This is a genomic window from Paraburkholderia sp. XV, assembly GCF_020177535.1.
Classification (GTDB): Bacteria; Pseudomonadota; Gammaproteobacteria; order Burkholderiales; family Burkholderiaceae; genus Paraburkholderia; species Paraburkholderia caribensis.
Window position 1 is genome coordinate 1 of sequence record NZ_JAGUUD010000008.1, and the last position, 13,548, is coordinate 13,548.

Annotated in this window: 13 protein-coding genes; 2 read left to right on the forward strand and 11 right to left on the reverse strand. The window is 63.7% G+C overall.

Annotated features, from left to right (window positions below):
* Positions 1–56 precede the first annotated feature (56 nt).
* The 3 genes from KFO72_RS06460 to KFO72_RS06470 form a co-directional block, all read right to left on the reverse strand.
* Complete coding sequence (locus tag KFO72_RS06460; RefSeq protein ID WP_054930925.1) at positions 57–1,568, reverse strand: aldehyde dehydrogenase; 1,512 nt, start codon at positions 1,566–1,568, stop codon at positions 57–59.
* An 18-nt stretch (positions 1,569–1,586) separates the two neighbouring features.
* Entirely contained in the window at positions 1,587–2,987 is a 1,401-nt protein-coding gene (locus KFO72_RS06465; RefSeq protein WP_054930926.1) for an MFS transporter, read from the reverse strand.
* Positions 2,988–3,090: 103 nt separating this feature from the next.
* Complete coding sequence (locus KFO72_RS06470) at positions 3,091–3,822, reverse strand: enoyl-CoA hydratase/isomerase family protein (RefSeq protein WP_225031687.1); 732 nt, start codon at positions 3,820–3,822, stop codon at positions 3,091–3,093.
* A gap of 56 nt (positions 3,823–3,878) precedes the next feature.
* On the opposite strand from KFO72_RS06470, the gene KFO72_RS06475 reads away from it, so the two are divergent.
* On the forward strand, positions 3,879–4,625 hold the full coding sequence (locus KFO72_RS06475; RefSeq protein WP_054931026.1) for a GntR family transcriptional regulator: 747 nt from the start codon (positions 3,879–3,881) through the stop codon (positions 4,623–4,625).
* On the opposite strand, the gene KFO72_RS06480 is transcribed toward KFO72_RS06475, so the two are convergent.
* The 7 genes from KFO72_RS06480 to KFO72_RS06510 all read right to left on the reverse strand — a co-directional run bounded on the left by KFO72_RS06480 (position 4,622) and on the right by KFO72_RS06510 (position 12,154).
* A complete protein-coding gene (locus KFO72_RS06480) occupies positions 4,622–5,326 on the reverse strand; it encodes an ABC transporter ATP-binding protein (protein WP_060608729.1) in 705 nt (234 codons plus the stop codon). The genes KFO72_RS06475 and KFO72_RS06480 overlap by 4 nt on opposite strands.
* Before the next feature lie 11 nt (positions 5,327–5,337).
* Entirely contained in the window at positions 5,338–6,057 is a 720-nt protein-coding gene (locus tag KFO72_RS06485) for an ABC transporter ATP-binding protein (RefSeq protein WP_054930929.1), read from the reverse strand.
* Positions 6,054–7,175, reverse strand: a complete 1,122-nt coding sequence (locus KFO72_RS06490) for a branched-chain amino acid ABC transporter permease (RefSeq protein ID WP_225031688.1) — start codon at positions 7,173–7,175, stop codon at positions 6,054–6,056. The genes KFO72_RS06485 and KFO72_RS06490 overlap by 4 nt, the downstream gene beginning before the upstream one ends.
* Positions 7,175–8,041 (reverse strand): branched-chain amino acid ABC transporter permease, encoded by an 867-nt coding sequence (locus KFO72_RS06495; RefSeq protein ID WP_225031689.1) that lies wholly within the window; start codon positions 8,039–8,041, stop codon positions 7,175–7,177. Before KFO72_RS06495 ends, KFO72_RS06490 begins: the two co-directional genes overlap by 1 nt.
* 34 nt (positions 8,042–8,075) lie before the next feature.
* Positions 8,076–9,302, reverse strand: a complete 1,227-nt coding sequence (locus tag KFO72_RS06500; protein ID WP_225031690.1) for an ABC transporter substrate-binding protein — start codon at positions 9,300–9,302, stop codon at positions 8,076–8,078.
* Between the two features lie 40 nt (positions 9,303–9,342).
* On the reverse strand, positions 9,343–10,860 hold the full coding sequence (locus KFO72_RS06505; protein ID WP_060608741.1) for an amidase: 1,518 nt from the start codon (positions 10,858–10,860) through the stop codon (positions 9,343–9,345).
* Between the two features lie 205 nt (positions 10,861–11,065).
* The gene (locus tag KFO72_RS06510; RefSeq protein WP_225031691.1) at positions 11,066–12,154 is read right to left on the reverse strand and encodes a substrate-binding domain-containing protein; all 1,089 of its coding nucleotides are present in this window, start codon (positions 12,152–12,154) and stop codon (positions 11,066–11,068) included.
* A gap of 160 nt (positions 12,155–12,314) precedes the next feature.
* On the opposite strand from KFO72_RS06510, the gene KFO72_RS06515 reads away from it, so the two are divergent.
* On the forward strand, positions 12,315–12,749 hold the full coding sequence (locus KFO72_RS06515) for a MarR family winged helix-turn-helix transcriptional regulator (RefSeq protein WP_035993560.1): 435 nt from the start codon (positions 12,315–12,317) through the stop codon (positions 12,747–12,749).
* Between the two features lie 15 nt (positions 12,750–12,764).
* Here the strand turns inward: KFO72_RS06515 and KFO72_RS06520 are convergent, their stop codons facing one another.
* A complete protein-coding gene (locus KFO72_RS06520) occupies positions 12,765–13,529 on the reverse strand; it encodes an SDR family NAD(P)-dependent oxidoreductase (protein WP_225031692.1) in 765 nt (254 codons plus the stop codon).
* Between the last annotated feature and the right edge of the window lie 19 nt (positions 13,530–13,548).

A 13,548-nucleotide genomic window follows, 5' to 3' on the forward strand; every position in this document is an offset into this window, starting at 1 on the left:
CCTGGTCGGGTCGAGCCGGTCTGGACGATCCGCCACGTCCACGCCCCACTCACACGTCAGTTCAACCGCTTCAACTGACCATCGTCCGCATACCAGTCGACTGTCTTGCCGGTCGTGTTGACCGTCACCGCGCGCGGCTCGCTGAACTGATCGAATGATTCGATGCCTGTCTCGCGCCCGACGCCGCTGTTCTTGAAGCCGCCCCACGGCGAAGCGGGATCGAGCCGGTGATGATCGTTCACCCAGACCATGCCGAACTCGAGCTTGCCCGCAACCCGGTGCGCGCGTGCGACGTCCTGCGTCCAGATGGAAGCCGCAAGGCCGAACTGCGTGTCGTTGGCGATACGGATGGCATCGGCTTCGTCTTCAAAGGGCATGACGACGGTGACGGGCCCAAACACTTCGTCCTGGCCGATCTCCGAATGCGGGCTGGCGTCATGGATCACCGTCGGCTCCAGAAAATAGCCCGACGTCAAGCCTTGCGGCACGCGTCCGCCCGTCAGCACTTTTGCGCCTGCCTCCTTCGCGCGTTCGAGCATCGCCAGAATGCGCTGCCTCGACCGGTCCGAAATCACCGGGCCGAGCTGGGTCTTCGGATCGGCTGGATCGCCGACCCGAATGCTTTCCGACTTCACGCGGAAACGTTCGAGAAACGCCGCGTACATCGACTTCTGCACGAGGATGCGCGCGCCGCACACGCAGGTTTGCCCGGCGCCGATGAAGGCCGCAAACGCCGCGCCGTTCACCGCGCGCTCGATGTCGAAGTCGTCGAACAGAATCACGGCGCCCTTTCCGCCCAGTTCCAGCGTGGTCAACGCGAAATTGCGCGCTGCCGCCTCGCCGATCGTGCGGCCCACTTCCGTGCCGCCCGTGAACACGACCTTGCGGATCAGCGGATGCCGCGCGAGCGCCGCGCCGGCTTCGCGGCCTTCGCCATTCACCACGTTGACGACGCCTCTCGGTACGCCCGCTTCCTGCAGCAGTTTCACGAGCCGGACCGTCGTGAGCGGCGTCTGCTCCGATGCCTTGATGACCACGCTGTTGCCCGTGGCAAGCGCGGGCGCGAGACTCTTCGAAAGGATCATCAACGGATGATTGAACGACGTCATCAGTGCGACCACGCCGAGCGGCACGCGCTGCGTGTAGCACAGGTACGGCCCTTCAATGGGAATCACGTCGCTGCGGCGCGTGAGTGCGAGCGCGGCAAAGTACCGGTAGAACTGCGGCAACCGCGAAATCTGCGCACGCGTCTCGGAGATCGGGCGACCGTTGTTCAGTGTCTCCAGCTTGTAGAACTGTTCGAGGTCGGCTTCGAACAGATCGGCGAAACGATTCAGCACGCGCGCGCGTTGCTGGATCGGCATGTCGCGCCACGCGCCGCCTTCGAACGCCCGGTGCCCCGCCTGCACCGCGCGGTCGACGTCGTTCGCCGACGCGGCCGCCAGTGCGCCGATCACTTCGCCCGTCGCGGGATTCACGATATCGAGCGAGCGGTGCTCCTCGGCATCCGTCCATTCGCCGTCGATCAACAATTGTGCGTCGTAGTGCTGGGTGTTCGTCGTATCCATTGCATCATTCCTGTTGGTTCACTTGAGAGGCGAAGCATGCGCGTCGCCATGAAGCGAATCGCGCGCGACTGTGTCTTCCGGCTGAAGATCTTCGAGGCGCTGTCCCGTCGGCTCGACGCCCAGCCAGGCAACCACGACGATCTGCACGGCGAGCAGGCCGATCATCAGGGCAAGCACGCCGACAATGCCGTGCTGCGCGAACAGCGCCACCACGATGAAAGGCGTCACGATGGTTGCGCCACGCCCCAGCGTGTTGCACACACCCGACGCGCGCAGCCGTACTTCAGTCGGAAAGAGTTCGGGCACATACACGGCGAACAGCAGCGCGACCAGCACGTAAATGGGAATGGTCAACAGCAGTCCGACGATGGGCAAAATCACCGGGCTCGTGATGAACGGGTACATCGCGCCGAACAGGATCGCCGCGAACGACGAGCCGATGATGGTCGGCTTGCGTCCCCACGCATCCGCCGTGAGCGCGCCGATTGCGGAGCCGATCGGCGCACCGAGCGACATCACGAGCGCAAAGCCGAACGACTTCGCGATACTGAAGCCCTGATGCACGAAGAACGTCGGCAGCCAGGTCACGAAGCCGTACAACAGCGTGTTGATGACCACCAGCGTCACACAGCCCACGATCATCCTCTGCAGCATCGCGCCGCTGAACAGCGAACCGAACGTGAGCGCCTGCGGCACGGCCGCGCCCGCTTTCATCGAAACGGGAGCGGGCAGCGGCTCGCCACCCCGCGCAACCGTCACTTCGGCTTCAATGCGACGCAGGATCGCGTCGGCTTCGTCGTGCCGTCCAACGGAATCGAGCCAGCGCGGCGACTCAGGCAAGGCCTTGCGCGCATACCAGACACCGAGCGCGCCAAGTCCGCCGAGCACGAACATCGCGCGCCAGCCGAACGATGGAATCAGCAGCAATCCGATCAGCCCGGCAACGGGCAATCCCGACACCACGAAAACGGCCATCAGGCCCTGCAGCCTGCCGCGTTTTTGCGGCGGCACGAATTCCGTCAGCGTCGAATAACCGACCACGTTTTCCGCCCCGAGGCCGAGCCCCATGACGAAGCGGCACGCAATCAGCACGCTCATGTTCGGCGCGAGCGCCGCACCGAGCGACGCCAGACCGAATACGGCGAGGTTCGCCTGATAGGTGAACCTGCGCCCGAAGCGATCCCCGAGAAAGCCGGTGCCAAGCGAGCCGAGCATCATGCCGAGAAAAGTCAACGACACGAACAGCGCGTTCTGTCCGAGCGTGGAGAAGCCGCTTTTGAGCGTCGCGCCGAGCACCGTCGACGCGACGTAAATATCGAACCCATCGAAAAACATCCCAATGCCGATCAACCACATGATGCGCCGGTGAAATCCCGACATCGGCAAGCGGTCGAGCCTCGGCCCTGCGTTGACGTTCATGTCTGTCTCCTGTCGACGTGTCAAGGTCGCGCGACGTCCTCGTTCGATGACGCCCGCGCCGCAGCACGTCGTGTTGTATTGCGTGAGAGATGCACTACCGTGTTCAGCGGCCCTGCATCAGCCGCAGCGCATTGACGGTCAACATATCGGTTGCGTTGCGGAAGTTGTGTTCGACGCTGCTTTCCTGCGCCGCGAGGAAAAACGCCTTGCATTGCCTTGCACCCGCTTCGTCCAGCGAGAGAACGCGTGCGGCTAGCGCGTCCGCTTCGGCATGCAGATTTGCCGGCTCGCACACGCGCGTGATCAGCCCCGCCTGCATGGCAACTTCGGGTGTGATGGCATCGCCGAACAGCACCATCGGGAACACCGTCTTGGGCAACGCGTAACGGCCGAGATAGGCCATGATCGCAGCGGGCGGCAAGCCGGCGCGCATCTCCGGAAAACCCAGCCGCGCCGACGACGCGACCAGCGTGAAGTCGCACAGGATGGCCAGCCCAAAACCGAAGCCGAACGCGTCGCCGTGCACCTGCGCAAGCGAAATCAGCGAGGTATTGCGCAACAGCCGCTTCAACTCGATCAGCCGCGCGACTTCGGCGCGTATCGACACGGCATCCCGCCCCGCCCGCTCGCGGCCCGTGCAGAACACGTCGCCATTCGCGCACAGGCGCAGCACGCGCGCCCTCGGCTCGACGGCCTCGCTGCGCAACGCAGCCGACATCGCGTCGAACATCGCGCCCGATACTTCATTGCCAGCGTCCGGCCGGTTCAATGTGAAGGTGAGCGTGTCGCCCGTCTGCTCGATCAGAACGGGGGCCTGCAATGGACTGCGATCCATGTCGTCTCCTGATGTATAATCTGTATACAGCGTATTCACAGAACTTCGAGGTGTCAATGCCTGCCGCAAAAACTGCATCTAAAAAGGCGCCTGTCCGCCATACGCCCACGCTGGAGTCGATCGCCACGCGGTATCACGCGCGGCTGCGCACGCTGGATACCACGGGCGATTCGTTGAGCGACGGCGTGGTCGTGCCCGCGTTGCGCGAGGCTATCGTGGAGGGGGTGCTGGCGCCGGGCAGCCGGCTGTCCGAAGTGCAGGTCGCGAAGCAACTGAACGTCAGCCGCACGCCAATGCGCGAAGCGTTCGCGCAACTGGAGCGCGAAGGGCTGGTGACGATCCTGCCGCGTGTGGGGGCTTATGTCCGCGCCGTGTCGCTGCGCGATGTCGAAGAGATCTATACGGTGCGCGCCGCACTCGAATGTCTCGCGGTGCAACTGGCGTCGGAGCGCATCACGGCGCTCGGCGCGGCGCAACTGGACGACGTGATCAGCGCAATGCAGGCGAGCGTCGAAGCGGACGACCCGGCGAGCTATGTCGACGCACTGGATCGCTTCTATACGATCGTGATGACGATCGCCGACAATCGCACGCTGCAACAGAACCATGCCGCACTGATTGGGCCTGTGCGTCGCTTGCGGCGTATCGCGATGTCACGCGGTGGACGGATGCGCGCATCGTATGAGCAGGCGGTACGGATTCGCGATGCGATCGTCAACCAGACGGCGGACGTTCAGGACCTGATGCGCGAGCAATTGCAAGGCGCATGCGCCGCCGCGCTCGATGTGTTGAAGAGCGCCTAGGCGTGTACGCCCGTGTACTCGCTGACCTTGTCGAGGTCGGCCAGATGCTCGCGCGGAATTTCATCGCCGATGCGCCCGCGCCGGATCACCAGCACCCGTTGCGAGACGGCGGCGATGAAGTCGAGGTTCTGCTCGACGAGCACGATCGTCAGGCCGCGCTTTTCCCGCAACGACACGAGCGTCTCGGCGATTTCCTCGATGATCGAAGGCTGGATGCCTTCCGTTGGCTCATCGAGCAGCAACATCGACGGCTCACCCGCCAGCGCGCGCGCCAGGGCGAGCAGTTGCTGTTCGCCACCCGAGAGCGCCCCGCCTGGCCGGTCCAGCAAAGGCCGAAGGCGCGGAAAATCCTCGAGCAGCGCGTCGATCGCGCCTTCGGGCTTACGCCCCGTCTTCACGAGGCCGAGCCGCAAGTTGTCGTAGGCAGACAGCGCCGGGAAAATCTCGCGCCCCTGAGGGACATACGCCATGCCGCGTTTCGCGCGCGCGTGCGGCGCAAGTGCCGTCACGTCGTCGTGATTGAAGCGGATGGTGCCCGCCGTCGCGGGCAGCGCGCCAATCAGCGTGCGCAGCAAGGTCGTCTTGCCCATGCCGTTGTGCCCAAGAATGCCGATGGCCTCGCCGCTCCTGACAGACAGTGTCACGCCGTAGAGCACGGGAATGGCGCCATAGCCCGCACACAAGCCGTTTGCTTCAAGCATCGCGCCTCCCGTCAGTGCGGCTTCTTGCCCAGATAGATTTGCTGGATGAACGGATCGCTCATGATGCGCTCGGGCGTGTCCTCGCGAATGATCGCGCCTTGATGCAGCACCGTGACCTTCCTTGCAATCCGCCGGATGAAGCTCATGTCGTGTTCCACCACGACGAGGGCATGGCGCCGGTTGATCTCGCGTATCAGCTCCGCCGTGCGCGCCACTTCCGCATCGCTCATGCCCGCAGCGGGTTCGTCGAGCAGAATCAGCGGCGGGTCGGCGGCGATCACGACAGCCAGTTCGACCCACTGACGCTCGCCGTGCGCCAGCAAGCCGGTGATCGCGTCGCGATGCGAGAGCATGCCGACGCGCTCCAGCACGTCGCGCGTCACGCGCTCGGTCTGCATGGGCGTATTCACGCGCCGTGCCGCCAGCCACACGTTGTCCCACACTGAAAGTCCGTTGAACAGGCTCGGCACCTGCGTCTTGATGCCGATACCAAGACGCGCGGGCTCATGCGGTTGCATCGCGGTGATGTCCCTGCCGCGAAACAGGATCTCGCCCGACGTCGGCTTGACCTGTCCCGTGAGCAGTTTGAAGAACGTACTCTTGCCCGCGCCGTTCGGCCCGATCACACAGCGCAACTCCGCCTCGGCGAGTGAGAAGTCGACGTCGCGGGTCGCGTGCACGCCGCCGAAACGGACATTGAGCTTGCGTGTTTCCAGCAGCGGCTGTGTCATGCGGCTTCCTCGCGCGAGGCGCTATGTGCGTCGTCCTGCGCGGCGTTGCGCGTGTCGCCCGATGTGCGGCGCGGGCGCCGGACGGCTGCGAACAATCTCATGCCCAGCTCACCGATACTCGGCACGATGCCCTTCGGCACCATCAGCACGAACACGACGAGAATCGCGCCGAGCACGAGGTTGGAGTTGATGGTTTGCTGCGTGCCGATCTGCGTCGTGAGCCACTGGATCGCCACGCATCCGATCACGGGTCCGACCAGCGTTCCAAGCCCGCCGACGATGACCCAGATGATGATCTGCGCGGATTGCGCGAGGCCGAACACCGTGGGACTCGTAAAGGCGCCCCAGTTCGCGAAGAGGCAGCCCGACAGCCCCGCAATGGCCGCACCCAGCACGAAGGTCAGGAGCTTGTAGACGCGCGAGTCGTAACCGAGCAGCAGCAGACGCTGTTCGTTCTCCTTGCTCGCGACGATCACCCGTCCTATCTTGAACGCGAGCAGCACGCGCAGCAGGAAATAGACGCCGAGCAACGCCCCCAGCGACAGTTCGAACAGTCCGCGTGGACCGATCACATCGTCGACATTGCCCGGCGTATTGAGCGGCGCGATGTTGGGAATACCGTTGAAGCCGCCGAGCGCCGCAGTGCCGATCTTCCATTCCGGCCCGGCTGTCGAGTTGACGAGGTTGAAGAGAATCAGCGTGACAGTGAGCGTGATCACGCCCATGTACACATCCGAAAGCCGCCCATAGAAGATCAGATAGCCGAGCACCGCCGCAAAGGCGGCGGGCAACACGATGGCGAGCACGAACGGCACCGTGCTGTCGCCCATATTGGTGACGGCGATCGCATACGTGTAAGCGCCGAGACCGAAGAACGCCGACTGGCCGAAGCACAGTATGCCGCCAAAGCCCCACACGAAGCCGAGGCTCAGCGCGAGTATCGCCATGACGGCGTAGACGGTGGCCTGCACGAGCGCGAAGTCATCGAGCACACGCGGCAGCACGATCAGCATCACCATGCCGACGGCCAGCGCGAGTGCCGCGCTCTTCCACGACCGTGAGAAGCGCGAGAGCGCATCGGCGACCGGGATGGTGCGATTCGCGTTGACGGGCGTCATCACAATGCCCCCTTGAAGAAGCGGCCGGCGATGCCGCGCGGCAGAAGCCGCAGCATCACGATGGCGCCGACCAGCAGCGCGACCTCGCCGAGCACGGGCGTCGACGCGAAGGTGGCGATCTGATTGATCGCGCCGAATAGCATCGACGAGCTGACCAGTCCCGCCACGATGGCCGGGCCGCCGCCGATTACCGTGATGAACGCCTTGGCGATAAACGCGCCGCCCATGGTCGGCACGACGCCCGTCATCGGTGCGAGCAACGCGCCCGCGAGTCCCGACAGCGCCGCGCCGATGGCGAAGGTGGCCGAGTACACGCGGCCGGGCGCGATGCCCAGCGCGTCGGCCATTTGCGGATTCTGCATCGTGCCGCGCGCGATCAGGCCGAGCGACGTATGCAGCAGCACCCACCGCAGCGCGACGCCGAGCACCACCGCGACTGCGATGATGACGAGCGTATAACTGCTCACCGAGTATCCGCCGATCGTGAAGTTGCCCAGCGGCGCGGAAATGCCCGCCGTCGTATTGCCCGCAATCGAAGTGACGACACCGATCAGCAGCAGCGACAGTCCCCAAGTCGCCAGCATCGTGTCGATCATGCGGCCGTACAGCCGCCGGATGAAGACCCGTTCCAGCACGACGCCGATCAGCGCGACCACAAGCGGCGCGACGACGAGAATCGCCACCCACAGGTTCACGCCGAAGCGGATCGCCTCGATAGCCGCATACGCGCCCAGCATCATGAATTCGCCGTGCGCGAGATTGATCACCTTCATCATGCCGAAGATGACCGCGAGCCCCGATGAAATCACGACGAGACTCGCGATGGCATAGAGCACCTGAATCACAACGATCGCGGCAAGATCCATCGTAGCTCCTCTCCATGAAGGCGCAGCGTGCGCCTCAAAGCTTGATCACGTACTGCTGGTTGTCGCGCGGGTTCTTGATGAGATTGCACACCGCGCTGGTATCCACGGGAGGCTGGTTCTGGAACGTCTGCACGATGTCGAGCTTGTGACTCTTCACCTGCGCGATGCTGACGTTGAGCACGCAGTGATGCGTCGCCGGATCGATCGACACCTTGCCGCTGGGCGCGTCGATGCTGATCCCGGATTCCAGCGCCTCGATCACCTTCATGCGGTCGAGCGTGCCCGCTTTCTTCACGCCCTGCGCCCAGAGGTTGAAGCCCTGATACGTACCCATCGCCAGCTCGGTGATGTTCGGGTAGTTCGCGCCGAAACGTTTGTGAAAACGGTCCTTGAACGCCCTGTTCACCGGGTTGTCGAGATTCTCGAAGTAGTTGTACGAGACCAGGAAACCATCGCACTCCTCGGGCGAGAGAACGATCTGCTCGTTGCCGCCCGCGAAAGTCGTCGATGCCAGCGGAATCTTCTTGTGCAGCCCCGCTGCCGCCCATTGCCGGTAGAACGACATATGCGAGCCGCCGACGAGCGCCGACACCAGCATGTCGGGCTTCGCCGCCTCGATCTTCGAGATGGTCGAGCCGAAATTGGTGACGTCGAGCGGAAAGAAGTCGATTGACTGTACCGAGCCGCCGTTGTCCTGAACGAACTTCTTCACCCATTGCGAGGTGATCTGGCCGTAGTTGTAGTCGGCGGCAACGACATAGACCTTCTTGCCCCACTGCTTCATCGCGTAAGGAATCAGCTTCGCGACAGTCTGGCCCGGCGTCACGCCCGTGCAGAAGGTGTTGCGGTCGCACACGCCGCCTTCGTACTGCGTGTTGTAGAAATAGAGCGTGCGATAACGGTCCAGCACGGGCCGCATGACTTCGCGCGAAGCCGACGTGATGCCGCCGTGCACGACCGCGACCTTGTCCTTCAACGCCGATTGCTGCGCGAACTGCGTATAGAGTTGCATGCTCGACTGCGGATCGTAATTCAGCAGCTTGATCTGCTTGCCGAGCAGGCCGCCCTGCGCGTTCCACTCCTCGACGGCAATGGTGAGACAGTCCGCCATCGGCTTGCCGTAGATATCGAGGCCGCCCGACAGGTCCGTGATGCCGCCGACAAGAATCTCGTCGGCCGCTTCGGCGATGAAGGGAAACGAGCCCGCCATGCCAGCGGCTACCGATGCCGCAGACGATTTCAGAAACGCACGTCGGTCCATAGAGGGGTTCCGGAAAGAGACGCGAGAAGGATCACAAGGGTCAGACTTTCATCCAGTCGATCGACTGTTCGAATGCGTAGGCGCCGCGATAAATGGTCGCTTCGTCCCAATGCTTGCCGATCAGCATCATGCCGACGGGCAGACCGTCGACCGTGCCGCACGGCACGCTCATCGCGGGATGTCCCGTGCAATCGAACGGGCAGGTGTTCGGCAACATTTCGAAAGCGCGCGTGACGATTTCCTCGACGCTCGCGCCCGGTTCGGGCAGAGGCGTCGCCGTGAGCGGCAGCGTCGGCATCAGGAGCAGATCGTAGTCGGCGAATGCGGCGTCGTAGGCGGCCGTGAGCTGGCGCGACAGGTTCTGCGCCTTCGCATAGAAATGCCCGCGATAGTGGCGGATGAAGTACTCGCCGAGCACCATCGTGATCTTCAACGTCTCCGACAGTTCGTCCGCGCGCTCATGCCAGCCAGCGTGATAGTCCACCATGCCCGTCACGTACAGGCCCTTCCAGTTGAAGCCGTGACCGTTGTCCTTCATCATCTGCTGCGTGGCGCCCTCGGCGGCGATCGGCAGCCATATCGACGGGCCCACGCGATGCATCGGAATCGACACCTCGCTGACTTTCGCGCCCAGTTCCGCAAAATGATCGGCGGCGGCGCGCACCTTCGCATCCGATTCCGCGAGCGATTGCGGCCATCCGAAACCCTCTTTCACGACGCCGATCCTCAGTCCGCGCACGCCTTCCTTCATCAGGTCCGAATAGGGTTTGGCCGTCTGCCCCGCGTACTGGCGCGGATCGAGGCCATCGGGGCCGGCCAGCACTTCGAGCATCAACGCGTTATCCGTCACGTTGGCCGTCATCGGTCCCGTGTGGTCGATCGTCAGTTCGATCGGCATGACGCCCGTATAAGGAACCAGCCCATGCGTGGGCTTCATGCCGTAGATCCCGCAGTACGAGGCGGGCATGCGGATAGAGCCGCCCTGATCGCCGCCGATAGCCAGATCGACTTCGCCCGCGGCCACGAGCGCCGCGCTTCCCGACGACGAACCGCCCGCCGAATAACCCATCTTTCGCGGATTGTGCACGGGCGCCGGCGCGCTCGTATGCGAGCCGCCCGAGAAGCAGAAGTACTCACAGGTGGCCTTGCCGACAATCGTCGCGCCCGCATCGAGCAGACGCGTCACGATGGTTGCATCGACATCGGGCACATAGCCCTCGAGCGTCGAGGCACCGTTCATCATCGGCACACCCGCAAGGCATACGTTGTCTTTCAGCGCGACGGTCTTGCCCGCCAGCTTGCCCGTGGGCGCGCCCTTCACTTCGCTCTTGACGTACCAGGCGCCATAGCGGTTCTCTTCGCCCGAAGGACGATACCCCGGTGTGCGCGCATAAGTGACGCGAGGGACGTAGTCGGGCATCGCGTCGATGACATCGTATGCGTCGAAATTCGGCTGCAACAATGTGTGATACGCAGCAAGCTGCGCCTCGGACAGATGGATGCCGAGACTGCTGGCGACTTCGTCAAGCTGTGCAGGCGTGGGACGTTTCACTGCCATGGCTTCCTCACTCGAACGGATTCGTGACGGATTGCGGCCTGCTGTCAGACTGTCATGCAGGCGTGTCGTAATGAACGGGACGAAACGCTATTCGCATGTCCCGATCTGCGAGCCATGGTATGGACACATATTTTCCGCGTCAACAATTTATTTTCCATGGAAAGTAAATTGAACGAAGCACGATGCGACACGACGCAAGGAGTGCTTATAGCGGCGAAAGCACTTCGAAATGATGGCCCGCGGCCCGCGCGAGATAGATGGGCACGCGGTTCACGCGGCCGCCCGCATAGGCTGAATCGCGGGCGCTTCGGAAAGAAAGCGGCGCGATGCCGAGTTGCGCGAGTCCTGCCTGCGCGGACAAACGTCTGCGCCGGGCGTCGTCGAACAGCGCAGCGAGAAAATGAATGCCTTCGTAGGTGGATTGACCGAAGGTGTCGAGCGTCGGTGCACGCGCACCGTATCGCCCGCGATATCGTTCCTTGAAAGCGAGGTTCGCATCCGTGCCCAATGAAGCGAAATAGCCCGAGGCCACATACAGCTCCGCCGTGTTGCGCGCCCCGATGCCGAGCAGTTCGTTTTCCCCGAGCGCGCACGAAAGCCGCACGACGCTGGTTGCGAGCCCGGCCTCGCCGAACGCGCGATTGAAGTCGATGGTGTCCTGGCCGATCAGCGACAGCAGCACGGCATCCGCTCGCCGCTTGCGGATCGCATCGAGCACCTCGCCATAGTCGCCTCCGCCGAACGGCAGATACATGTCGCCGACCACCTCGGCCCCCGCATCGAGCACGTAACGTCGCGCGAGCCGATGCGTCGCGTGAGGCCATACATAGTCATTGCCGACGAAGAACCAACGCTTCGGGCGGCGCTGCGTGCTGATCCAGTGAATGGCCGGCTGGAGCTGGCGCCGCGTGGTTTCGCCTATCGCGAACACGCCGGGCGTACGCTCGCCGCCTTCGTAGAGCGGCGTATAGACGAACGGTATCTGTCCGCCTACGGCTTTGAGCAGATCGAGGCGCACTGCGCTCGTATGCATGCCGACGAGCGCATCGATTGCGCCGTCGCCGACGAGATCGCTCAACGCGCAGTCGAGCTCGCGCGCGTCGTCACCCGCATTGATGGTCAAAAGCCGGCAGGGGCGGCCCGCGATGCCCGCCGACGCATTCAGTTCATCGACGGCGAGTTGCGCCGATGCGAGCGCGCACGGCCCCCAAAGCCCGGCCGCGCCGCCTAGCGGCACGCACAACGCAATGGTCATCTCCTGCCCGGGACGGCAGGCACGGGAACGCGGCTTCATCAGACGGTCGACGCGGCGGGTTCGAACGATTCAGCATGCACCAACGAATGGCGTGCGCGCACCATCGCGGGCACGCGCCAGAGGACACTTGCACCGATACTTTCCGCAGAAAGTTTATTTGCGTAAGATTCAGCTATTCGTCTTTCACAAAGCATCTACCATGCCGGACACCGACCTCTCCTCCTACCTTGCCTGGCTCATCGCATCCGCGCATCGGCAGATGAAGCTCAGTCTCGCCCAGCTGACCGCCGAAGAAGGCGTGAACGAAGAGCACTGGCGCATCCTGCACGCCGTGTCCGACGAGGCGGGACACTCGATGAGCGAACTCGCCGCTCAGGTTCTGCTCAACCTTCCCGCGCTGACCAAGAACGTCGACAAGCTCGTGAGCCGCGGCCTGGTGCAGCGGTCGGCGGACGACTACGACAGCCGCAAGGTGCTGATCTTCATCACCGACCGGGGCATCAAGCTGCTCGCCCGCCTGCAACCGGGCGTGGACGCGCATCACGCCGCCATCGAAGAAGCGCTCGGCCCTCGTAACGCAAAGCAGTTGAAGCGTCTGCTCGAACGGTTTATCGAGGAGTCGGGGCCGCGTTGACGCGTGCCGCCCTCTTCAAAGTTGCACGCCGCGCGTGAGCGCGCCATCGACCACGAAGTTGGTGCCGCTCACGAAACTCGCCGCCGGGCTCGCGATAAACGCCACGGCATTCGCGATCTCCTGCGGCCTCGCCATGCGCCCGGTCGGATTCAATGCGAGCGCCCGCTCGAACAGCGCCGCATCGTTATGCTCGATCCAGTCCCACACGCCGCCTTCAAAATAGACGTTGCCGGGCGATACCGTGTTCGCCCGAATGCCTTTGGACGCGAGCTGATTCGCAAGTCCCTGCATGTAGTGAACGAGTGCCGCCTTGAATACGCCGTAAGGGCCGGCGGCGAAATCGATCTCGCGCCCCGATACACTCGATATCGCGACGATCGACGCCACCTTGCTCGCTTCGAGCCAGGGCATGGCCGCATCCACGAGATTGACCGTGCCGAGCAGATCGGTCTCGAACTCCTTGCGCCACGATTCGAGATCGTTGCCGATAGCGAGCGCGCTGACGTTGGCCACCACGATATCGAGCCCGCCCCAGTCCTTCGCGACATGCCCGACCCATGCCTTCAGCGCGTCGCCGTCCGCGACATCCACGGCAGCGCCCGACGCGCGTGCGCCGCCCAGCTCCGCCAGTGCGCCCGCAGTCGCCGTCACGGCCGCCTCGTCGCGTGCGCAGATGGCGACGTCGGCGCCTTCCTGCGCGAGCGTGCGCGCAATGGCAAGACCGATGCCCTTGGTCCCGCCCGTCACGATCGCCTTCAGTCCCTTCAGTTGCAAGTCCATGCTGGTTGCCCCTTGTTGA